The sequence below is a fragment of the Inconstantimicrobium porci genome (assembly GCF_009696465.1).
Taxonomy (GTDB): domain Bacteria; phylum Bacillota; class Clostridia; order Clostridiales; family Clostridiaceae; genus Inconstantimicrobium; species Inconstantimicrobium porci.
In genome coordinates this window covers 181,845-204,343 of sequence record NZ_VULX01000003.1, presented here as the reverse complement: position 1 = coordinate 204,343, position 22,499 = coordinate 181,845, and the positions used below count along the sequence as shown (strand labels likewise).

Genomic DNA, 22,499 nt, shown 5'->3' with positions numbered 1-22,499 from the left:
GAAATATGAATAATGAATTTTTAAAAAAATATGCAGAACTCGCTGTTAAAATAGGCGTTAATATTCAGAAAAAACAGACTCTTGTAATAAATTCACCTGTTGAATGTGCAGAGTTTACAAGACTTGTAACTGAATATGCTTATAAAGCAGGTGCAAAAGAAGTATTTGTTAACTGGAATGATGAAATATGCAACAAACTTACTTATCTTCATGCTGATGAAAGCATTTTTAATACAGTACCACAGTGGCTTGTTGACAGACAACTATCATTCGTACACGATGGTGCAGCATTTTTAAGCATTTCTGCATCAGATCCAGAATTATTAAAAGATGTAAACCCAGAAAGAATTGCTAAAAAGAATAAAAATTCAAGTATTGCTTTAAAAGAATTTAACGAAAAACTTATGGCTAATGAAAACTCATGGTCTGTTATTTCAATACCTACTAAAGCATGGGCTACTAAAGTATTTAGGAACGAATCTTCAGAAGAAGCAGTTGAAAAACTTTGGGATGCAATTTTTAAGATAGTAAGAGTTGATAAGGAAAATCCAGTTGAAGCTTGGAATCAGCATATTGCGAATCTTGCAAAGAAAACTTCATACTTAAACGATAAAAAATTTAAAAAACTTCACTATACAAACTCATTAGGAACAGATTTATGGATTGAACTTCCTAAAGATCACATATGGGCTGGCGGTGCAGATAATGTTCAGGGAACAGATGTTAAATTTATTGCCAATATGCCTACAGAAGAAATATTTACACTTCCAGATAAAAATGGTGTAAACGGAATAGTATACAGTGCTCTTCCACTAAACTATGGTGGAAATCTTGTCACTAATTTCAGTATGACATTTAAGGATGGGAAAGCGGTAGACTGCACAGCAGAAACTGGCATAGAAACTTTAAAACATATTTTAGATACAGATGAAGGCTCTAGAAGACTTGGAGAAGTAGCTTTAGTACCTTATGATTCTCCAATTTCAAATTCTAAGATCATCTTCTTCAACACTCTATTTGATGAAAATGCATCATGCCATTTAGCACTAGGCAAAGCATATCCATCTTGTATAAAGAACGGAGAAAACATGAGCGATGAAGAATTATCAAATCATGGAGTTAATGATTCATTAAATCATGTAGACTTTATGGTAGGAACAAAGGATTTAAACATTACAGGTATAACTGAAAACGGTGAAGAAATTCAGATCTTCAAAGAAGGAAACTGGGCATTCTAAACAATTATCAATGATCATTCACCAATACTCATTTATCAGTTAATGATTAAACTCTACTTACTGCGGAGTTCTAAAAAGAGGAGCAAATCTCCTCTTTAAAGCTCTACTGAAATATAAAATTACGTAAAATAAGAGAACAGAGTTTTTCTGTTCTCTTATCATTTTAAACTTTGTTAATTATTAATTAAGAGGTTTGGAGGTTTCCTCCATTTAAGATGAATTCATAAGCGCATCATCATGAATTTCTTCCTTCATCGATCATTGAATATTGATCATTGATGAATGTTTTTATACTGCTACCTCTTCTATATATTTTTCTAAGATGACTGCACGTATTGTTTCGTACTTCGTGAACTTTGGCAGTTTCCTTTTTATTTCATTTAAATTATTGAATCCTATCTCATTGCATACAGATAAAATCTGATCTTTCTGCTTATCTGTAAAGTACTTCTTTAAATTAAAGTATATATCTATATAATGACCTTCAACATAACATTCTGTTATATAGCCAAGTATAGTAGATATAGAAACTTCCTCCTCCTCAGCAATATGCTCTAAAGGATGCTTTTCTTTAACCATATCAAGCACAACTTCTTTTGTACTTCTGCTGTCTCCGTCTATAATAAGCTTTTTATTTCTTTTATTCTTCCACTTAACATCTATTTTTTCATCTTCTATATACTTCTTAACAACTTCCAGGATTTTTTCGCCGTACTTCGCAATCTTAACACTGCCTATTCCGCCGATATCTTCAAGCTGTTCAAAAGATACTGGGTATCTGCCGCTGATTTCTTTTAGCGTATGCTTAGGAAGAATTGCCTGGACAAAAGTTTCTTCTTTTTCAGCAATTTCATTTCTAACATCCATTAATTGTTTTAGAAGCTTCTCATCAGTATTAACATTGAAGACATCTGGATCATCTTTAAGTTCAATATTATTATTAAGCAAATAATCTGAAATTGCTTTTAAAAATACCTTACCGTACTTATCATACTTAACTTCACCAACACCGGAAATCATCATAATTTTTTCTTTGGTATTAGGACAGTGAATACTCATATCTTTAAGAGTACTGTCACCAAATATTATATATGGAGGCACATTAAGCTGCTGTGCAATATCCTTACGAATGGCTTTAAGAATTTCAAATAAATCATTGCTATTTTCAATCTTTCTAGAAACTGATAATTCTTTAAACATAACAGTCTGCTGTCCTTTAAGAACTTTTACTGATAAATTATTTAATCTTACAAGCGGGAATGTACCCTCTTCTAATGTAATATATCCATGCGAAATAAGCATATTGATAAAATCCCTTAGGTCTTCTTTTGAATATTCACTCATTATGCCATATGTAGATAGTTTATCAAACTCCTGTTCTATTATCCTCTTACCCTTAGAGCCTCTTAAAACATCAACTATCGCATTTATTCCGTATTTTCTCTTCATCCTATATATACATGACAGTACTTTTTGCGCATCAATAGTTCTATCCACAATTATGCCTTCCATGTTACAGTTGCTGCATTTACCACAGTTATCGTTATACGTCTCTCCAAAGTAATTAAGAATAAACTTCCTGTAGCAGCTGTTGCTGTTAACAAGATCTATCATCTGCTGAAGTTTCTTATACGCAACCATTCGCCTTGTTTCATTTTCAGTTCCAACCTCAATTAAATACTTCTGTTTCCTAACATCAGTCTGTCCAAAAAACAGTACACATTCACTTTCTTCACCATCTCTGCCCGCTCTGCCTATCTCTTGATAATATGATTCAATGTCTTTTGGCATATTATAATGAATTACATAACGTATGTTTGACTTGTCTATACCCATTCCAAAGGCATTTGTAGCTACCATTATGTTGATCTTGTCATAGATAAAGTTTTCCTGGCTTTTATTTCTTTCTTCAGCAGTCATTCCTGCATGATATCTGCCAGCAGAAAATCCTTCATCTATCAGCATTTCATACAAATTTTCAACATCTTTTCTTGTAGCTGCATAAATTATCCCGCTACTGTCCTCATTCTTACTTACGTAATCTAGTACATATTTTCTTTTGCTCGTAGGTTTTAATATGTTGATAGTAAGATTTTCTCTATCAAATCCAGATACAAAAATTTTAGGATTATTCAATTTTAATAGGTTTACTATATCAATTCTAACTTCACTTGTTGCAGTAGCTGTAAAAGCAGTTACAACAGGTCGTACATACAATGAATCTATAAATTTAGCAATATTATTGTAGCTTACTCTGAAGTCATGTCCCCATTGAGATACACAGTGTGCTTCATCAATAGCTACCTGCGAAATGTTCATCTTAGATAAAGACATAAGGAATTCATATGAATCCAATCTTTCAGGAGCAACATATATTATCTTGTACTTATTGTCGCACATACCAGCTATTATCTCCTGCATCTCTGAAGAAGACAATGTACTGTTAATATAAGCAGCTTCAATACCCATAGCTATTATTGTATCAACTTGATCTTTCATAAGAGAAATAAGCGGTGATATAACTATAGTCACCCCTTCAAATACAAGTGCAGGTATCTGGTAACATATAGATTTTCCTGCACCTGTAGGCATTATAGCAAGAACGTCATTTTTATCTATTATACTTGTAATTATTTCTTCCTGATTCTTTCTAAATGATTTATATCCATAATACTTCTTAAGTAACATCCTGCATTTTTCAATCATGCATTTTCACCTCTACAAATTAGTCTTTCTTTAATTATTGACACTCAGGACAATATTATAACATAAAAAGCAGAACAACATAAAAACAGTATGTTTTTAATGATTAATAAATATTATAATATTAAAGAAGCTTAACTTAGAAGGTGATTATTCAGATGAAAAAGTTTTTTAAATATACATTTATTACAATTCTATGTTCAGTTGTAATAATATTGGTTATTTTTAGAAATAGAATTATGCTAACGTATAATCTTGTACATTATGTGGTTTCATTAAAAGATAATAAAGTTTCATATTCTATTAATAACATGGAAACACTTAAGACGATGGACCATAAAAATATAATTTATAAAAAAGTCAATGGCAGATTACAGACTCTTGATATATATAGTTCAAAAAAAGAAACTGATAAATTATCTCCTGTAATTCTTTATGTTCATGGTGGCAGCTGGGCATATGGTGATAAAAGTATTCCTGAATTTCTCTCACCAGTTCTTGAAATGCTTAGGGAACAGGGCTACACAATAATCAGCACATCATATGAACTTATGAAGGATAAAGTGATCTTTGAAGATCAGGTTTCTGATGTAAAAGATACTATACGATGGATTTATAAAAACGGAAGCATGTATAATCTTAATAAGAATGAAATTGGGATTATAGGCATATCATCAGGCGCACATTTAAGCTTAATGGCATCTTATAGCGACAACAATCATTTTATAGGCGATCCATCTTTAAAACAGTACAGTAGCAGTGTAAAGTACATTATTGATTTTTCAGGACCTACAGATCTTTCAACACTAAATATCAAAGAAGTTGCTCCTGAACTATACCATGTTGCTGAAGCTGCTTATAACAAGGATCTTCTTATAGATTCATATAGCCCACTAAAGTATATTAATAAGAATATACCATCTACTTTGATTATTCACAGTAAAGCAGATACCATGGTGCCCTATGTTAATTCATCTATTCTTTACTCAAAAATAAAAGAAAGTAAAGGCAGAGCAAGAATGGTTTCACTATCATCAAGTGACCATACACTAAAAAACATTAGCCAAGATGATATAAAACTTCTTGTGACAGAAATTCTCAAGTTTATAATATTAAATTCTCCTTTATAATATAAACCACTAGACGTTTATGCATTTTTACTCTTTAATTTGACTAAAAGAGCTTTTATTCTATAATTATATATATATATTTATATTTTTAAGGAGAAATTATGATTACAAAATTGCTGTTGATTAGACATGGAGAAACAGAATGGAATGCTTTAGGTAAATTCCAGGGTTCAAAAAATATCGACTTATCAAATGCTGGCATAAAGCAAGCTGGCTATCTTAAAGAAAGACTTGATGGAGCCTTTGACTGCATATATACAAGTCCGCTTAACAGAGCACAGAAGACAGCTGAAATATTATGTTCAGATATGAATATATCTCCTATTGTAACAAAAAACTTAAGAGAAATTGACTTTGGAGAATGGGAAGGCTTAACAATAGACGAGATAAAAAATATATATGGAAAAGAATTTGCATTATGGAGAAACGACGAAATCAATGCTCCTCTATGCGGTGGTGAACAGAGCATAAAATTAGCTAGTATACGTGCCAAGAGATGTGTACTTGATATTGTTAATAACAATAAAGGTAAAACTATCGCAATAGTTGCTCATGGAGGCATTATAAAAGCAACCATACTTGGTATATTCGATTTAAAAATGACAATGTATCATAAAATTACTTTAGGCAACACTGCTATATCTGAGATTCATTTTAACGAAAACAATGAAGCAAAGATAGTAACTTTAAATGATACATCACATCTTCCAAAAGATATGGAGATAAAATCATACGTATAAGTAATGCATAGTTCATAGTGCATAATTGGAGATTGAAATCCTTAATCGAAATTAATATAAAAGAAAACTTGTCTTCTTTAAAACTCTCCATAACAAAAAAGTCAAGCATACAAAAGATACTTGACTTTTTATTTACAATTTATTGCAATTCCTTTTCTGTAGGCATTGAATCAATTGCTCCATAGTTTGTGCAAGTTATCGCTCCAACTTTGTTAGCATATGTTATGATTGTTTCCCACTGTTCCATTGATATATTCTTCTTATCCTGCATTTGTGCAACCTGTTTTAAAACTCCACCAACGAATGCATCTCCAGCACCTGTTGAATCTACCTGTTTGATCTTTATAGATGGAATTATGTTCATCTGTCCATTACTGCTAATTAATGTTCCTTTTGATCCTAATGTGACAGCAACAGTCTTTGCACCTATTTCGTGGAGGATTTTTACACCGTCTTCTAATCTTTCTTCTTTAGTTATCAGCATTATTTCTTCATCACTTAACTTTACAAAATCAGATACACTGATAAACTTCTTGTAATCTTCTACTACGGAATCAAGCATATCATCGCTGATAAGTGCATCTCTGTAATTTGGATCGAATGATACAAACATATTATTTTCATTAGCATACTTAAGAAGCTTGAAATAAGTGTCTTTTAACTTTCCTTCAAGAAAACCTGTAGCTGATCCAAAGTGGATTATATCATCCTTAGATATCTTAGCAGTATCTATGCTTGAAAATTCATACATTCCGTCACTTCCTCTATGAAATTCGAAATCTCTTTCACCATTTTCATCGATAGCAACAAATGCAAGAGTTGTATATCCTGATTTTACTACCATTTCAGTATTTATATTTACTTTTTCTAAAGTATCAACAAGGAAAGTACCAAAAGCATCATTTCCTACCTGACCCATAAAATAAGCTTCTCCACCTAACTTACATATTGAAGCAGCAACATTTGCAGGAGCTCCTCCTGCTTTCTTTTCGAAATTTGCACCTTGTGCAAGCCCCTTATTAATATCTTTTCCTATAAAATCTATAAGAAGTTCTCCGATACAAAATACTTTATTACTCATATTTAAATCCTCCCATGCTCCATAAATTTAAATTATTTATTTTAATTTCTTCATTTGAAGAAATAATAATTCCCTGAGAATTATTTTTACTGTATATACGTGAAGACAATACATATCTTCCGCCCTGTAAATATATTTCCACAGCTGATTTATCTACAAACATATTTATAGATACTTTTTCATCTTTTTCAATCTTAAACTTTCTTATGCTCTTCGGTCCGTTTAATATTGAACTGTTATCAAGAATTCCTGTACCATTTTTAAAGTCTAATACAAGTTTTGAATATTCATCATCTATACCCATGAATTTAATTTCTATATGATCAGCATTTAGTCTATCGATTTCTGCATTTATTTCATAAGAATTATCATTAGTATTTTCTGATTTCCACTCTGTACATATAACGCCTTCTGCCTCAGCAATAACTTCCTGTCTTAAATCTTTCATTTCTTCAACAGGCTTTTGATATAAAAGATTATCTTTTATAAATATTTCCCTTGGCATAGTTAAACAGTGAACTCTTCCATGCTCAACTGTCATATGATCATTTTCTTCTTCAGGAAGACCCATCCAGCCAATCATTATGTCTCTATTGTTATCATCTTTAAATACCTGTGGTGCATAAAAATCAGTTCCCAAATCAAGTTCTTCAAATGTTCCATGATCAAAATCAAGTGTATTATAATTTAATTTCCCAAGAATATATCCAGACTGGTATATGTTCTGATATCTGTATTCTTCTTTTTCAAGACCCTGTGGTGAGAAAATAAGTATATCTGTACCATTTATATTTAGTAATGATGGACATTCCCACATGAATCCGAAATCTTTATACTTTGTATTTATCTTGCCCACAAGACTCCATTTTTCAAAGTCAGCTGACTCATATAATAAAGCGCATCCCTTTAAACCTTCGCTCTGAGCTCCAATTACAAAGTAGAACTTATCACCCATTTTATATGCCTTAGGATCCCTAAAATGTGGTGTATAACCTTCGGGTATAGTATCTAAAACAGGCCCTTTTTTAACTATATTTCCTTTTTTATCTACAGTTGCAACACATTGATATGAACTTCTATTTCCCTGGAAATCTTTAACATTTCCTGTGTATAACAAATTAAGTTTATCACCAATTACAATGCCACTTCCTGAATAGCAGCCATTTTTATCATACCAATCATCAGGCGCAAGAACTGCTTTAGGTATTGAATAGTTAATGAAATCTTTAGTTCTTACTAGGCCCCAGTGCTTAAACTTATGTTCACAGTCAAAAGGATTCCATTGGAAAAATATATAATACTCATTATTAAAGTATGCTAATCCATTAGGATCATTAATTAATCCAAAGTTCATTTCAAGGTGATAATTAAGCTTCCAGTCATCAAACTGTTTATCTTCCATATATGATTTTATTGCTTTATCATTAATCTCATTTATTGATTTCATATATTATCCTCACTAATTATTAAGTTTTTGTTGTACCTATAATAACACTAAAGAGAGTTTTCTACTATACAGAAAACTCTCAGAAGTATTTTCTTATTCTTTTGGATTAAAGAAAATGTATGTTAATAAGAATGATACTGCTATACCGATAGCACAACATACTAAATAACCTACAAGGTTAGTGTTTAAGTATAATAGTATTCCTGGAACTGCAGTAACTCCCATACCTGTACCAGCAAGATTTATTATCCCTGCAAACATACCTGCTGCTGCTCCTCCTGCTAATCCAAATATAAATGGTTTTATAAATCTTAAGTTTACACCGAAGATTGCAGCTTCAGTAATTCCTAAAAATGCAGGAACTGCTGATGAGAAATATAATGAACGTTTCTTCTTATCCTTAGTTCTTGCCGCAACTGCCATTGCTGCTGCTCCCTGTGACACAATTGCTCCAGAGATGATTGCATTAAATGGATTTAAGCCAGTAGTTGCAATAAGTTCTGCTTCTAAAGCATTGAATATATGATGAACACCTGAAACAACTATAAGCTGATGTGTTGCACCAATTATTGCTCCACCAATACCAAATGGTATAGCAAGGAACATCTTAAATGCTTCTAATATATAAATTTCACTTGTGTGCATTAGTGGTCCTATAACAAATAATCCTAAGATTATTGATATAAATAAAGTTAAGAATGGAGTAACAATAAGATCAATAATATCTGGAATTACCTTTCTTAATGCTTTTTCAATCTTTGCTCCTATAATTCCAATTGCAAGAGCTGGTAAAACTGAATTCTGATATCCAACTATAGATATTGCCATTCCAAACAATGATACTGTTATTGGCTTAGCAGCACCTGATGCTACATCCCATGCATTTGGAAGCTGTGGTGCTACTAGCATTAATCCTAATACAAGTCCTACAACAGGAGTTCCACCAAACTTCTTCATTGTTGACCATGCTACAAGTGCTGGTAAAAATGCAAATGCTGTATCTGTTAAAACCTTTGAAAGAGTTTCAAGAGTTGGACTCATTTCTATTCCTAAACTAGGAAGGACTCCTCTTAGTCCCATAAATAATCCAGTCGCTACAAGTACCGGAATAATTGGTACGAATATATCTCCTAAAGTTCTTGATATCTTCTGTGGGATAGTCATATTGCTATAAGCATCTTCTTTTACGCTGCTGCTTATTTCAACGTTGCCAGACATTGCTGCAAATACTTTATTTACGAAACCAGTTCCTAAAATAATCTGATACTGTGCAGCTGAAAAGAACTGTCCTTTAACTCCATCAATATTTTCTATTGCCTCTTCGTTTATTAATTCTTTGTCTTTGACTATAAGTCTTAGTCTTGTTGCACAGTGTTCCATAGATTTTATATTTTCTTTACCGCCAATGTGTTCTAAAATCTGCTGAGCAACTTTCTGTTCCTTATTCATTGTCATACCTCCGTTATTATTTCTTAATGATATGATACCAATTCCACATTCACTTGTAAACATTTTTTTGTTTTTTCATCATAATTTATAATATTGTCAAAACACCTCATCATCTGTATACGATTGCGACTTGATATAATGAAAATTTTATTTTTTATAAATTAACAAAATATTTTTTTCAATAAAAGCTTTACAAGATATTTATGGAATTAGTTTTCCAACTAACATCGGTATTCACTTTTAGTATTATCATTTCCAAAATCAGTTATTCTATTATAAAAAATCCCCACAATTATCTTGTGAGGATTTTTAAATTATTTATTTTACATGTATGGTGATGGATTTACATGTCCACCATTTATTCGTATTTCATAATGAAGATGAGGTCCTGTACTTAGACCTGTTGAACCAACATAAGCAATAACTTGTCCCTTTTTAACGCTCTGGCCTGTGCTTACTATATATCTGCTACTATGTCCATACAATGCTTGAATTCCATTTCCGTAGTTCAAGATAACCATGTTACCATATACTGAATTCCATTGTGCAGTACCTACTACTCCATCATGTGATGCATATATAGGTGTTCCCTGTGGAACTGCAATATCTACTCCTGTATGAAATCCTTTCTTTCCTGTAACAGGATGAGTTCTTGTACCATAAGGACATGATATATAACCACCGCTTACAGGCCTCATATATCCTGAAGAAGATGATGATGGCTGCTGTGGAGTATTACTTTGCGGTTTTTCTACATTGTTATTTGTATTTACACTTGAAAATATGCTATCCATCTGTTTCTGAAGCTGATCATTATATGAAGATAAGTCTCCAATCTTATCATTAAGTTCTTTCTCTTTGTTAGAAAGACTGCTTATCAACAATGCTTTCTGCTGTTCAAGACTTTGAACTTCATCATACTCTGACTGTGTTTTACTCTTCTGTGCTTCATATTTTGATTTTGTGTCTTCTAGCAGCTGCTTTTTATTTTCAACTTCTTGCTTCTTTGAATGAAGATTTTCCTTAGACTTATTAAGATCCTCACGTTTATTTACAAGATCCTTTCTTAAAGAAGTAACTTCATTAATAAGTTTTTTATCATTGTTAACAAAATAAGCAAAGTTTGCTGCCTTGGCTATAAGATCTGATAAACTCTTAGATTTTATCATCATCACAATAAAATTATCCATATAACTGCTTTTATACATTACTCTTATTCTTTCACCAAGAAGCTTTTCCTTTTCTTCTATTTCTTTTTCTTTTGATTTAATATCCTCTTCATTTTTAGTTATTTTATTATTAAGCTTTGTAATATAATCTTCTATTTCATTAAGTTCGCCTTGTATACTATCTATATTAGTCTGAAATCCATCAATCATTTTTTGAGAATCCTCAAGTTCTGCAGACTTGCTGTTAAGCTTGTCCTTAATTTCGCTTAACTTTTTATTTTCAGATTCTTTTTGAACTGAAATGTCTGATTTCTGTTTCTCTAGCTGTTCTTTTTTTGAGTTATTGCTGTCGATTTTCTGTTGATAGTCCTGTTTTGTTGTAGCTCTAACAGCTATGGGATTACTTAATGTTATAGAAAATAGCATAATAGCTACCATAATACTTGCTTTAATTCTATTTCTCTGCATTTTTCAACTTTCATTCCCTTCAGTATAATACTATTCTATTATATAACAGCGAAAAAAATAATCAAATATCATAATTAAACTTTTTTTATTTATTTTATTGCATAAATATCCACTACTTTCCATGTTTCATCTACATTCATCTGTATTTTGAAAAACATTTTTTTCTCCTTATTCTCTGAATGGAGTTCTATTCCAAATAATTTCTTGCTAACCTTATATTTCAGTGTAGTATAGATATTCGCATAAAATGTATTATCTTTTTTTACAACTTCAGATTCATTTATCTTAAAATCATAATGTGACAGCTCATACTGATTTCTAAGAAGTCTTCTCTCTACAACAAACTCATTATAAATTTTTTCTTTATTTTCAGCTTTGATAATATTCATATCTTCTGCATTCATTGCATCAAAGATGCTCTTTACGCTTTCCTCAACGCTCTTGTTTAAAATAGCATCAAGAGTGTCATTATTCAGATTCATTTTTAAATGTATAACAGGATTTTCTGTTACTTTTACCTTTTCACTTTGTATTGTACCCCATGGGAAAGTTTTTTCTATGTATATTTCTGTACCCTTATCAGCAGCAAAAGGCCCTTTGTTTATAAAGTCACCTGCTTTTATATCAGATTTTTTGTCATTAATATACACATCTGCATCTTGAAAATCTGAGCTTATACTAATTCTGGTTCCTTTAAGATCCACATTAAACAATGTACTGCTACTGACAGCAGTTATTTCTTTTTCAAAATTAAGCTGGCCAAAAGAATTATTGTTAACGGCCCTCAGTTTATAAACACCAGGTACAATATTCTTCAATGTTACAAGTTCATTGTCTTTTTTAGTAACGTATTTTTGCTGATTATTCAAATAAATAACTGTACCAGCAAAATTCACATTAACTTTAATATCAATTCTCTTAACTTCTACATAATAATTATCAAAGAACAGCCATTTTCTATTCTTTAATTCCACAAAATCACAGTATCTGCCTTTGTTCTTTAAATCGGTGATAAGCGAATTAACACGTGATTCATTTGAAAAATAATCAGCAAAAGGCTTAAATTCATTTCTTCCTGTCCTGTCATCAGATTCAATCCTGCAGTATGTGTTAATTTTGTAATATTTTTTTTTATTCAAAGCATTTTCCAAGTTGTTTAATGTGTACTCTTTTGAAAATGCTAATCTGCCTATTAAAAATCCAATTAAAAATAGCACAAAAACTGCAGCTATACAAAAAATAGCTACAGTTTTCTTTTTATCTCTGGCAGAGAATATCTGAATATTTATATTAATATTTTTTATAAACTCTTTTATTTTCGCAATCAATTCTTTTATCCTCCACCATTAATTATTATTTTACACTCACAAAGTTATCAAATATACTGTCATTCTTTATCTTGTTTTCATTACCAAGTGCACATATGCATTGTTCACTTAAGATTGACTCTATAAGGTTCTTGAAACCTCTGATTGTCGTTACATCAGTGTTTATAACCTGTTCTCTTTCCCTTTGAATCATATTTCCAGTTATCTTTGAGAAATAGCAAGCATCTCCATGATCTGCCTTTGATGAATTGCTAAGCGGCTGATCAAGCTTACTTATAGTTCCAATCACATATTTTGTCATCTGTTTTTCATCTACATCAAAATTCTCAAGATATCCAGGCACTCCATCATAAGCATTAATTGTTTTATTGATGTTAGGATCTCTGTATGATAAGAATGCAGCACTTCCGTCTCTTCTGAAAAGACTAAATACCCCGTAAGCTCCACCTTTTACTCTTACTGTATTCCATAAATAATCATAACTCAATATAGTTTCAAGTACATTAAGCGCTCCAGTATATTTGCTTCTGTCAAATATGCCGCCTTTGCCAACGTAATTTACTTCACCCTGAGTTAAGATTCCTTCATTAAGCTTTCCTGCTTTTTTATCATATGAATAAGATTTTACTGTTTCATTTCTAAGATGTCCTGCAAAATCTACAATTTGCTTAGATACAAGATTATAATCCTCTTCATCTCCAGAAAAACTTGCTATTAAGTTTTCCCTATTGAATATTTTTTCTGCAGTTTCCTTTAATTTATCAGCTACACTGAAATCGTCTTTTTCAATACTGTCATTTATACTGCATATAAACTTATAGTATGATAATCCATAAAGTTTTTCATCATAAGCACCTTTATCAGACAAATATGAAAGCATTCTTCTGTAAGTGACCATATGGCCGTTTTGAATTATCATAGACTGTAGTCTTGATTTTAAGTCACCAATTATCTGTTTTAATCTTTCCTTATCATTATAAATTGTTTTCATAATTATCTCTTCAATTATCTCTAATGATTTTTCTGTATTATTCATTAGTGATTTGAACTTGATTGAGAAATAAGGATTAAAACCTCTGTCATTACCGCTGTAATCATTAAAAGCTGTTGGAGTAAATGAAACTTCACCAATATTTATATTAACTACATTATTCAACTTTACATAATCATATTTTTCAGTATTAAGTTTACCGATAATATCGCTAAGCAGTCTTATATAACTAACATCCTCAGCTGCTATACACTTTGATTTAAAGTTTAAAGACACATAAGCTATCTTATTAGTATTAAAATCATGATAGATTATATCTGTTCCATTATTTCTTCTAAGTTCTGTTGGAACAATTTCTGCTTTTTTGTTAATGTCCTCTAATGAAAGACTAGGTATTTTATCAAGGTTTTCCTTCTTATCAGGAGTATTCTGTCTTTCAAGAAGTTTCTTGCCTTTTGCAATAACCTCCTCTAGTTCTTCATCGCTCATCTTATTCTTTATGTCTTTAAGCTTTTCCTTAAGCTTAGCTTCTTTTTCTTCATTTAATCCTTTGTGAGGTTTCATAACTATTAAACTTATATTTTTGTTTTCAAGGATATACTTCTTGATTAATCCTTCAAAGTAACCATTAAACATTTCGCTTCTTATCTTTTTAAATACGTCTTCATACTGTAAGTGGCATAGAGGATCTCCTCCATATAGATAGCTATCCATAATCTTTGAGTAATATATTAATCCTTTTGGATATCCATAAGATTCAGCTTCTCTAAGTGCAAATTCAACCTTATTTACTGATGCTTCGATAACATCCTTATCAATACCATTTTCAACGAGTTCTTCAAGCTTAGCAAAAATTATATTTTTAAATTCTTCTTTCTTAGATTCTTCTGAATTTTTGGCAATTATTGTGAACATTGTTTGATTCATGCCGTTATCATATTCGCCAGTAACAGACTTTGCAACCTTCTTATCAAGCAGTTCTTTTTTAAGTGGTGCCCCAGATGATGTTAAAAGCATATGAGACAAAATCTCAAAAGCAAAATATAATTCATTATTAGAAGACTTATCGACAATAAAGTTCATATTTAAATATGTCTTTTCTTTATCATCTTCATCTTTACCTATTCCATACTCTATAACAGCTTCACGAGTACTTTCATATTCTTTTTCATCTTTAATTTCAGAATCAATTTCTTGATAAGTGAAATCTTTTAGATAGTTATCATTTATAAATGACAGCTCCTTATCGGTATCTCCATCACCATATAAGAAAATATAACTGTTTGATGGATGATAATACTTCTTATGGAATGCAATAAATTCTTCATATGAAAGATCAGTAATATAATCAGGATCTCCACCAGAATTATTACTGTACTGTGTATTAGAAAGCGCTATCTTTGGTATCTGTCTGTAAAGATATGAATCAGGTGAAGAATATACACCCTTCATTTCGCTGTAAACAACACCATTGTATTTTAATTCATCATCCTTATTCTCTAATTTATAGCTCCAGCCCTCTTGCATAAATATCTCTTCGTGTTTATATATATTAGGATAAAACACTGCATCAAGATATACATCCATCAAATTATAAAAGTCCTTTTCATTCCTAGAAGCTATTGGATATATTGTTTTATCAGGATATGTCATAGCATTAAGAAAAGTATTTAATGAGCTTTTTACAAGTTCAACAAACGGTTCTTTAGTATCAAACTTTCTAGATCCGCATAGTACGGAATGTTCAATTATATGAGGTACACCTGTACTGTTGTCTGGAGGTGTTCTAAATCCAATTGCAAAAACCTTATTGTCATCATCGCAGATAAGTTTAATAAGTTTTGCTTTTGTAACATCATGTTCAAATATCAATGCTTCAGCATTTATTTCATGTAGTGTTCTCTTTTCTTTTAATTTAAAGCCATGATAAGAATTACCTATTTGTAAATTCATTAAAATAACCCCTTTCTATAATTAGTATGAATTGAATAAGCTTATTTTACTTATTTTTATTCTTTTTACTTAAAGCAGCATACTTATCTTTTTTAACCTTTTTCTTTGGAATACTGTCTACTATTTTGCCCATATATACAAATTTTTTTGCAATCTTTATATGTAATTTGTTTTCCATTGCCCTGATTATGTTTTCTTCTATTTCTGTAACTACAGATATTGAATATCCAGTCTTACCTGCTCTTGCAGTTCTTCCTGATCTGTGAAGATAAGCATCAAAGTCTTCTGGAATATCAAGATTGATAATATGGCTTATATCCTGAATATCTAATCCTCTTGCAGCTATATCTGATGCAACAAGCACCTGAATTTTACCCTTCTTAAAATCTTCAATGGCTTTCTGTCTTGAAGACTTAAAACTGCTTCCATGTATTGAACCAGCCTTTATCTTGTTAAATCTCAATTTTTCCATTGTCATATTAACATCATAATTTCTATTGATAAATACAAGTGCTCTTTCAGGTTTCTCAGCATGTATTATCTTTCTTAACATATCAACCTTATCTCTCTGCTCACATACGCAGTAGTAATGTACTATATTTTCGTTTACAGTAGTAGTCTTCTTTGCACTGACAAAATTATACTCGCCAGCTATTTTTTTATATAGCTTTTTTGTCTCATCATTAACTGTTGCTGAGAATAATGTAAACTGCTTAATGTTTCTTGCAGATTTTATTATCTTCTCAACAATATCTATGTTATTCTTGTTTAATAATACATCACCTTCATCAAAAATAACAGTATTAATAGTATTAGCAGTTATTTTACCCTTCTGCATAAGTTCTAGGATTCTTCCTGGTGATCCCACTAAGATCTGAGGTTTTTCCTTTAACTTTTCCATCTGTCTCTTAATATTCGCACTGCCTATAAGTGCTGTTGTCTTAACTTTCTTATCTGAATCAGCACACAGCTCTCTTATTGTTGTATTAATCTGTACAACAAGTTCATGTGTTGGTGATAAAATAATGCACTGATTTTCTCTCTTATCTTCATTTATCATTTCTATAATCGGAAGTACATATGCTAAAGTTTTTCCTGTTCCCGTTTCAGACTGTGCTAAAACATTTGAACCGCTTCTTATTTCCGGTATAGCTTTTATCTGTATATCAGTGGGCTCAGTTACTCCTTTTAAATTAATTGCTTTAATTAATTCTGAACTTACACCTAAATTTTCAAATGTTTTCAATATTTTTTTACCTCTTGTTCTATTTTATTTTTTATACCTATAATATTTATTATTATAGCCTAATATAAATTCATTATAAATATAATTAAATGATGATTAACAATTTATTTCTACATATATAAAAAATAATAAGTTATACTTATTATTATAAAGAAATTTTATATTTATAGCAAAAGGGATGATATTTATGGCTATAAAATCAATAAACTCTATAAAGCTCACAAAATTTAAGTTTCTGTTTCAATTTATAAGTTACTGTCTTATAGGTGGTTCTACATTCGTAATTGATATTATAATTATGAACTTCTTGTGGTATGTCTCCGGAAAAAATGCAGGAAATGTAAACTTTATTTTTAAACTTATATCTTTTTCAATTTATTCTACTGTTGGATTTCATTTAAATAAAAGAATAACTTTTAAATCTAAGTCCTATAGCAAAACATCTTATCTACAGTACATCTCAGTAGTAGGACTATTGTCACTTATTGATGCAGTAGTAGTATCCAAACTAACCCTTATAAATATATTTTCATTAAGTAGCACTGCCTGGGCAAATATTTGTAACTTAACATCAAGCGCCATAACTGGGATACTTGGTTTTCTTATAAACAAATTTATAGTTTTTGATAATAAAAAATAATTTATATAATAAGCAAAATGCCTAGTATTAAGATAACATAATATCTTAATACTAGGCTTCTTAATATCTAGAATGTAAATAACTCCATATTGTCTACGGCTTTATTAACAATTTCATCTATGTCTAATGCTTCTTCTGCTTTTCTTATTGCTTCAACCTGTGGCTTTGTCTTTGGATGTTTTGGAACAAAGATTGTACAGCAGTCTTCATATGGAAGAATAGATGTTTCATAAGTTCCTATTTCATTAGCAACTTCTATTATATCTTCCTTATCCATTGCTATTAATGGTCTGAATACTGGTCTGTCAGCACAGTCATTACTTACAACAAGGCCTTCCATTGTCTGGCTTGCAACTTGACCAATACTTTCACCAGTTGAAACTGACTGAATATTCTTATCCTGCGCAATTTTGCAGGCAACTCTCATCATGAATCTTCTCATTATTATTGTAAGTTCATCTTCTCTGCACTTTTCGATGATATCCATCTGAATTTCAGTAAATGGCACAACATAAAGATTAATTCTTTCTGTATAATTTGAAAGAATTTTAGCTAAATCCTTAACTTTGTCTTTAGCTCTTTCTGAAGTATATGGGTGACTGTGATAATAAACACAGTTAAGCTCAACGCCTCTCTTAGCCATCAAATATCCTGCTACTGGTGAATCAATACCACCTGAAAGCATAAGAAGTGTACTTCCATTCATTCCATAAGGAAGTCCATGAGCTCCTTTAACCTTATCATGGTTAGTATATATGTAAGCATTGTTCTGTCTGATTTCAATATTTACAAGACACTCAGGATTATGAATATCAACAGTAATATCTTCAGTGTTTCTTAAGATATATGCTCCAACTTCTCTTGATGTTTCCATTGAATTTGTTGGGAAGCTCTTATTTGCTCTGTTAGTAGTAACTTTAAATGTCTTGGCATTACTGTCTTTTACCTTTGCTAGTGCTTCTTCCTTGATTTTATCATAATCAATAGGAACCTGCTTTACTATACATACTTCTTTAACACCAAATACCTTTCTAGTCTTGTCAACTACTTCGTCAAGATTTTCAGATTTGATAAACCATCTTCCCTGGTCAACGATTATTTCGCACTTGATACCAGTTAACTTCTTAAAGATGTTGTCTCTTAATTTCTTTTCAAACTTATTTCTATTTAAACCTTTTAAAAATATTTCTGGTGCCAATTTTACTAAAACTAGTTCATTCATTTCTTTATTCTCCTTAAAAACATAAGTGATTTTTTTAATTTATCTACTGTATAATCTACTTCTTCCTTAGTATTCATATCACAGAAACTAAATCTTAAAGCAGAATCAACTTCTTTATCAGTAAGTCCTATTGACATTAACACATGGCTGCCCTTTGTAGATTTAGATGAACAGGCAGATCCAGTTGAAACAAATATTCCGTATTCCTCAAGCATATGTAAAAGGACTTCGGATCTAACTCCCCTAAATGATACATTAAGTATATATGGAGTAAACTTATCTCCTACAGGACTATTTATTCTTATATCGTTAATGCCTTCAAGCTGTTTTATAAAATATTCTTTTAACTCTTCTACCTTTTTATAATTTGCCTCAAGATTAGACATAGTTATTTCAACAGCTTTTTTCATAGCCAGCACTGATGGCACATTAGAAGTTCCTGATCTTAATCCTTTCTCCTGCCCACCACCATGAACTAATGGCACAGGATTGATTCCTCTTCTAATATAACAGAAGCCAATGCCCTTAGGTCCATGAAGTTTATGGGCACTTGTCGACATTAAATCAATACTGCATCTTTTCACGTCTATAGGTAATTTTCCATATCCCTGTACAGCATCAACATGGAATTTTGCACGTTGAGAATTTTCTTTTATGATATGACCTATTTTCTCAAGATCCTGAACTGATCCTACTTCATTATTTACAAACATAACAGATACAAGCACAGTATTCTTCTTAATAGAATCTTTTAATTGATTAAGATCAATCTGTCCATTGATATCAACATCAAGATATGTAACTTCTATGCCGTTTTCTTCTAGATACTGTGCAGTTTTTAAGATACTTGGATGTTCAAATTTACTAATAATTATATGATTCCCAGGTTTTGTTAAGCCTTTTAGAAAAAGATTATTGCTTTCACTTGCACCTGATGTAAAAAATATTTCTTCCTTTGTAGAATTTATTGTAGATGCTATAAATTCTCTAGCATCAGTTAACTGCTTATCACAAGATACACCAATACTATGAAGAGATGATGGATTGCCATAGAAATTTTTCATTGCCCTTGCCATTTCATCTATTACTTCATCATAAGGTCTAGTAGTGGCGCTATTATCAAAATATACTTCCATAAACCCCTCTCCTTATTCTTTATTTAAAATAACATTATTTTCTTTCAACTAACATTAAAATTCTACATAATAATATGTAAAATTTCAACTACATTTGGAAAGATAATTTTTTCTGCTCATTTTGAGCCTTTTTGACAAAATACTCATTCTGTTTATTAATATCACAAATATCTTTATCATTTAAATTGCCTCTTCCCATTCTATCACAAACTGAAAGAAGAGAAATATCTTTAATTGAAACTTCGCTAACCATCTTCTTTAAATTTGCATAAGGAAGGTTTCTATTAACGTACAAAATCTGCATGTGCCACCTTATTAATGATGATACTTTTTTCACAAAATCATCATCAAGTCCAAATTTATAAAGAAATCTTTCAGCTAAATCCTTTCCCACAATATCGTGATCATATGAAGTCCATCTGTTATTTCGCTTGATAGTAGTTTTGCTCTTACCTATATCATGTAAAAGTGCTGCCCACATAAATACAATTACATCAGATGATTCATCTTTTACTTTGGCAGCTTCATCCACTACCATCAATGTGTGATTGAGCACATTTCCTTCAGGATGAAATTTCTTTTCCTGCTCAGTATTCCTAAGTTCAAGAAACACATCAAAAGGCTCCTCATTGAATTTTCCATCCTCCATCATGTTTTTAATATACTGAGAAGGTTTTTTCTTATTTAAAAGATAATTTTGCAGTTGATCAAAAATTTCCATTTTATTCATATTAAATCTCCTTTTTATTCTCGAATCATATTGAAAAAATGTCTATATATAGTAAAATGTTTTTGTCGGTATTTTTAAAACTGAACAATTAACTTCAAAACCAAAATAATAAATACGACTTATATCCTTTATGGAATAAGAACGGAGGGATTTAAATTTGGAAAAGAAATTAAATGTGTCTATCTTTGACACAAAAAAAATTGTATCAATAGGATTATTATCATCTATCTCAATCTTTTTAGGCTTATCTGGACTAGGATTTATACCTATTCCACCAGTTAAAGCTACAATTCTTCATGTTCCAGTAATTATTGGAGCAATTTTAGACGGGCCTATTGTTGGTATGATTATTGGTTTATTTTTCGGACTATTCAGCATGTATAATGCACTAGTTACAATGACTCCAACATCATTTGTATTCTTAAATCCAATAATTGCACTAATTCCAAGAATTATGATTGGACTGATTTCTTACTATGTCTATACTATTTTGTGCAAATTTCTAAAAAATAAATATAAAGCATTCTCCGTAGGTGCTGCTGCTGTATGTGGTTCGTTAATTAATACTGCAGGAGTTTTAGGACTTGCCTATTTTATTTATCTTGATAAATTTTCAAAAGCTTTAGGTTTATCAGCAACAGCTGGAGCTAAAGCTATTTCTCTCGTAGCGGCTACAAATGGAATACCTGAAGCTATCGTTTCAGCTCTTATCACCATTCCAATAATAGCCGCTGCAAAGAAAGTCAGACGGAAATAACGGAATTTTATTATTCATCATTTAGTAATTGTTCACTAAAAATACTATATATATTCACATAATATGACACTAAATTAATAAAAACTATTTATTTTTCTAACGATTAAAGTTATAATAGTTGCAGAGAGAAGATAATTTTTTCTCTAAGATAAAATACCATATAATTTATATGAAATATACGGAGGTCATAAAATGTTAGTTTCAGCTAAAGAAATGTTAAACAAAGCAAGAGAAGGAAAATATGCTGTAGGTCAATTCAACATAAACAACCTTGAATGGACAAAAGCTATTTTATTAACTGCTCAAGAAAATAACTCACCAGTTATCTTAGGAGTATCTGAAGGTGCTGGAAAGTACATGGGTGGATATCATGCAATCGTTGGAATGGTTAACGGATTAATTGAAGATTTAGGAATCACTGTTCCAGTTGCTTTACACTTAGATCACGGTAGCTATGAAGGAGCTAAAAAATGTATTGAAGCTGGATTCTCTTCAATCATGTTCGATGGTTCTCACTATCCAATAGCAGAAAACATAGAAAAGACTACTGAATTAGTTAAAGAAGCTGCTGCAAAGGGACTTTCTCTAGAAGCAGAAGTTGGATCAATTGGTGGAGAAGAAGATGGAGTTGTTGGTGCTGGAGAAGTTGCTGATCCTAAAGAATGTAAGCAAATAGCTGACTTAAATGTTACTATGCTTGCTGCTGGTATCGGAAACATTCACGGAAAATACCCTGAAAACTGGGCTGGATTAGATTTCGAAGCATTAGCTAAGATAAACGAAGCTGTAGGAAATATGCCATTAGTTCTTCACGGTGGTACAGGAATTCCTGACGATATGATAGCAAAGGCTATATCTTTAGGAGTTGCTAAAATCAACGTTAACACTGAATGTCAATTAGTATTTGCAGAAGCTACTCGTAAGTACATTGAAGCTGGTAAAGACTTAGAAGGAAAAGGATTTGACCCTCGTAAGTTATTAGCTCCAGGATTCGAAGCTATCAAAGCTAAAGTTAAAGAAAAGATGGAATTATTCGGATCAGTTAACAGAGCTTAATTTAAATATTAATAA

The 22,499-nt window shown here is 31.1% G+C and carries 17 protein-coding genes; 6 read left to right on the top strand and 11 right to left on the bottom strand.

The window, feature by feature from the left end:
* The first annotated feature begins 5 nt into the window (after nt 1-5).
* Nucleotides 6-1,238 carry an aminopeptidase gene (locus FYJ33_RS04495; RefSeq protein WP_154530569.1) on the top strand — a complete coding sequence of 411 codons (1,233 nt, stop codon included), beginning with the start codon at nt 6-8 and terminating at the stop codon, nt 1,236-1,238.
* Nucleotides 1,239-1,526: 288 nt separating this feature from the next.
* Here FYJ33_RS04495 and recQ read toward each other — a convergent pair whose 3' ends face one another.
* The gene (recQ, locus tag FYJ33_RS04490) at nt 1,527-3,944 is read right to left on the bottom strand and encodes a DNA helicase RecQ (protein WP_154530568.1); all 2,418 of its coding nucleotides are present in this window, start codon (nt 3,942-3,944) and stop codon (nt 1,527-1,529) included.
* Nucleotides 3,945-4,099: 155 nt separating this feature from the next.
* On the opposite strand from recQ, the gene FYJ33_RS04485 reads away from it, so the two are divergent.
* Together FYJ33_RS04485 and FYJ33_RS04480 are read left to right on the top strand one after the other, a co-directional pair.
* Nucleotides 4,100-5,071, top strand: a complete 972-nt coding sequence (locus FYJ33_RS04485; protein ID WP_154530567.1) for an alpha/beta hydrolase — start codon at nt 4,100-4,102, stop codon at nt 5,069-5,071.
* 101 nt (nt 5,072-5,172) lie between these two features.
* Nucleotides 5,173-5,811: a histidine phosphatase family protein gene (locus FYJ33_RS04480; RefSeq protein WP_154530566.1), complete on the top strand. Its 639-nt coding sequence runs from the start codon at nt 5,173-5,175 to the stop codon at nt 5,809-5,811.
* A gap of 139 nt (nt 5,812-5,950) precedes the next feature.
* On the opposite strand, the gene FYJ33_RS04475 is transcribed toward FYJ33_RS04480, so the two are convergent.
* The 7 genes from FYJ33_RS04475 to FYJ33_RS04445 form a co-directional block, all read right to left on the bottom strand.
* The gene (locus tag FYJ33_RS04475; RefSeq protein ID WP_154530565.1) at nt 5,951-6,892 is read right to left on the bottom strand and encodes a carbohydrate kinase family protein; all 942 of its coding nucleotides are present in this window, start codon (nt 6,890-6,892) and stop codon (nt 5,951-5,953) included.
* A complete protein-coding gene (locus FYJ33_RS04470; protein WP_154530564.1) occupies nt 6,885-8,339 on the bottom strand; it encodes a glycoside hydrolase family 32 protein in 1,455 nt (484 codons plus the stop codon). The genes FYJ33_RS04475 and FYJ33_RS04470 overlap by 8 nt, the downstream gene beginning before the upstream one ends.
* A gap of 93 nt (nt 8,340-8,432) precedes the next feature.
* Complete coding sequence (locus tag FYJ33_RS04465) at nt 8,433-9,788, bottom strand: PTS transporter subunit EIIC (RefSeq protein WP_154530586.1); 1,356 nt, start codon at nt 9,786-9,788, stop codon at nt 8,433-8,435.
* Nucleotides 9,789-10,111: 323 nt separating this feature from the next.
* On the bottom strand, nt 10,112-11,425 hold the full coding sequence (locus FYJ33_RS04460; RefSeq protein WP_154530563.1) for a murein hydrolase activator EnvC family protein: 1,314 nt from the start codon (nt 11,423-11,425) through the stop codon (nt 10,112-10,114).
* 89 nt (nt 11,426-11,514) lie between these two features.
* Nucleotides 11,515-12,753: a TcaA 3rd/4th domain-containing protein gene (locus FYJ33_RS04455; protein ID WP_154530562.1), complete on the bottom strand. Its 1,239-nt coding sequence runs from the start codon at nt 12,751-12,753 to the stop codon at nt 11,515-11,517.
* A gap of 25 nt (nt 12,754-12,778) precedes the next feature.
* Nucleotides 12,779-15,697: an insulinase family protein gene (locus FYJ33_RS04450; RefSeq protein ID WP_154530561.1), complete on the bottom strand. Its 2,919-nt coding sequence runs from the start codon at nt 15,695-15,697 to the stop codon at nt 12,779-12,781.
* Between the two features lie 46 nt (nt 15,698-15,743).
* Nucleotides 15,744-16,943 carry a DEAD/DEAH box helicase gene (locus tag FYJ33_RS04445; protein WP_154530560.1) on the bottom strand — a complete coding sequence of 400 codons (1,200 nt, stop codon included), beginning with the start codon at nt 16,941-16,943 and terminating at the stop codon, nt 15,744-15,746.
* 178 nt (nt 16,944-17,121) lie between these two features.
* Here FYJ33_RS04445 and FYJ33_RS16960 point away from each other — a divergent pair, with 178 nt between their 5' ends.
* Nucleotides 17,122-17,583 (top strand): GtrA family protein, encoded by a 462-nt coding sequence (locus FYJ33_RS16960; RefSeq protein ID WP_154530559.1) that lies wholly within the window; start codon nt 17,122-17,124, stop codon nt 17,581-17,583.
* A 67-nt stretch (nt 17,584-17,650) separates the two neighbouring features.
* Here the strand turns inward: FYJ33_RS16960 and thiI are convergent, their stop codons facing one another.
* The 3 genes from thiI to FYJ33_RS04425 all read right to left on the bottom strand — a co-directional run bounded on the left by thiI (nt 17,651) and on the right by FYJ33_RS04425 (nt 20,671).
* Nucleotides 17,651-18,805, bottom strand: a complete 1,155-nt coding sequence (gene thiI / locus FYJ33_RS04435) for a tRNA uracil 4-sulfurtransferase ThiI (protein ID WP_154530558.1) — start codon at nt 18,803-18,805, stop codon at nt 17,651-17,653.
* On the bottom strand, nt 18,802-19,941 hold the full coding sequence (locus FYJ33_RS04430) for a cysteine desulfurase family protein (RefSeq protein ID WP_154530557.1): 1,140 nt from the start codon (nt 19,939-19,941) through the stop codon (nt 18,802-18,804). Before FYJ33_RS04430 ends, thiI begins: the two co-directional genes overlap by 4 nt.
* A gap of 88 nt (nt 19,942-20,029) precedes the next feature.
* Nucleotides 20,030-20,671 (bottom strand): HDIG domain-containing metalloprotein, encoded by a 642-nt coding sequence (locus FYJ33_RS04425; RefSeq protein ID WP_154530556.1) that lies wholly within the window; start codon nt 20,669-20,671, stop codon nt 20,030-20,032.
* A gap of 157 nt (nt 20,672-20,828) precedes the next feature.
* Here FYJ33_RS04425 and FYJ33_RS04420 point away from each other — a divergent pair, with 157 nt between their 5' ends.
* Both FYJ33_RS04420 and fba read left to right on the top strand, forming a co-directional pair.
* Entirely contained in the window at nt 20,829-21,428 is a 600-nt protein-coding gene (locus tag FYJ33_RS04420) for an ECF transporter S component (protein WP_154530555.1), read from the top strand.
* A 192-nt stretch (nt 21,429-21,620) separates the two neighbouring features.
* Nucleotides 21,621-22,484 carry a class II fructose-1,6-bisphosphate aldolase gene (gene fba, locus FYJ33_RS04415; protein ID WP_154530554.1) on the top strand — a complete coding sequence of 288 codons (864 nt, stop codon included), beginning with the start codon at nt 21,621-21,623 and terminating at the stop codon, nt 22,482-22,484.
* Nucleotides 22,485-22,499 lie beyond the last annotated feature (15 nt).